Annotated in this window: 1 rRNA gene; it reads left to right on the top strand. The window is 57.9% G+C overall.

The features are described 5' to 3' along the window. Positions 1–1,341: ribosomal RNA gene (locus AC3ETA_RS47685) — 23S ribosomal RNA — on the top strand; the annotation flags it as partial.

Genomic DNA, 1,341 nt, shown 5'->3' with positions numbered 1-1,341 from the left:
CGAGTCAGAAACCGTTGATGTAGGCGAAGGACATGCGAAAGGTCCGGCGTAGAGGGTAAGACCCCCGTAGTCGAAACGTCAGCGGCTCGTTTGAGAGACACCCAAGTAGCACGGGGCCCGAGAAATCCCGTGTGAATCTGGCGGGACCACCCGCTAAGCCTAAATATTCCCTGGTGACCGATAGCGGATAGTACCGTGAGGGAATGGTGAAAAGTACCCCGGGAGGGGAGTGAAATAGTACCTGAAACCGTGTGCCTACAAGCCGTGGGAGCGTCGGAACGTGCTTGCACGTTCTCGTGACTGCGTGCCTTTTGAAGAATGAGCCTGCGAGTTTGCGGTGTGTTGCGAGGTTAACCCGTGTGGGGAAGCCGTAGCGAAAGCGAGTCCGAACAGGGCGGTGTAGTAGCGCGCTCAAGACCCGAAGCGGAGTGATCTAGCCATGGGCAGGTTGAAGCGGAGGTAAGACTTCGTGGAGGACCGAACCCACCAGGGTTGAAAACCTGGGGGATGACCTGTGGTTAGGGGTGAAAGGCCAATCAAACTCCGTGATAGCTGGTTCTCCCCGAAATGCATTTAGGTGCAGCGTCGTGTGTTTCTTGCCGGAGGTAGAGCACTGGATAGGCGATGGGCCCTACCGGGTTACTGACCTTAGCCAAACTCCGAATGCCGGTAAGTGAGAGCGCGGCAGTGAGACTGTGGGGGATAAGCTCCATGGTCGAGAGGGAAACAGCCCAGAGCATCGACTAAGGCCCCTAAGCGTACGCTAAGTGGGAAAGGATGTGGAGTCGCAGAGACAACCAGGAGGTTGGCTTAGAAGCAGCCACCCTTGAAAGAGTGCGTAATAGCTCACTGGTCTAGTGATTCCGCGCCGACAATGTAGCGGGGCTCAAGCGTACCGCCGAAGTCGTGTCATTCATACAGAAGCCCCAACGGGTGTGTGGATGGGTAGGGGAGCGTCGTGTGCCGGGTGAAGCCGCGCCGGAAGGCAGTGGTGGACGGTTCACGAGTGAGAATGCAGGCATGAGTAGCGATTCACACGTGAGAAACGTGTGCGCCGATTGACTAAGGGTTCCTGGGTCAAGCTGATCTGCCCAGGGTAAGTCGGGACCTAAGGCGAGGCCGACAGGCGTAGTCGATGGATAACCGGTTGATATTCCGGTACCCGCTGTGAAGCGACAGACATCGAATCCAGTGATGCTAAGCCCGTGAAGCCGCCGGCTGAGTCTTCGGACGAGGCCGGAGTGGTGGAGCCGGTGACCCGAGCTGGTAGTAGGTGAGTGATGGGGTGACGCAGGAAGGTAGTCCATCCCGGGCGGTGGTTGTCCCGGGGTAAGGGTGTAG

The sequence above is a fragment of the Streptomyces sp. bgisy027 genome (assembly GCF_057710365.1).
Note: the sequence above shows the minus strand (reverse complement) of the source record. Positions and strands in the feature narration are given on the sequence as shown.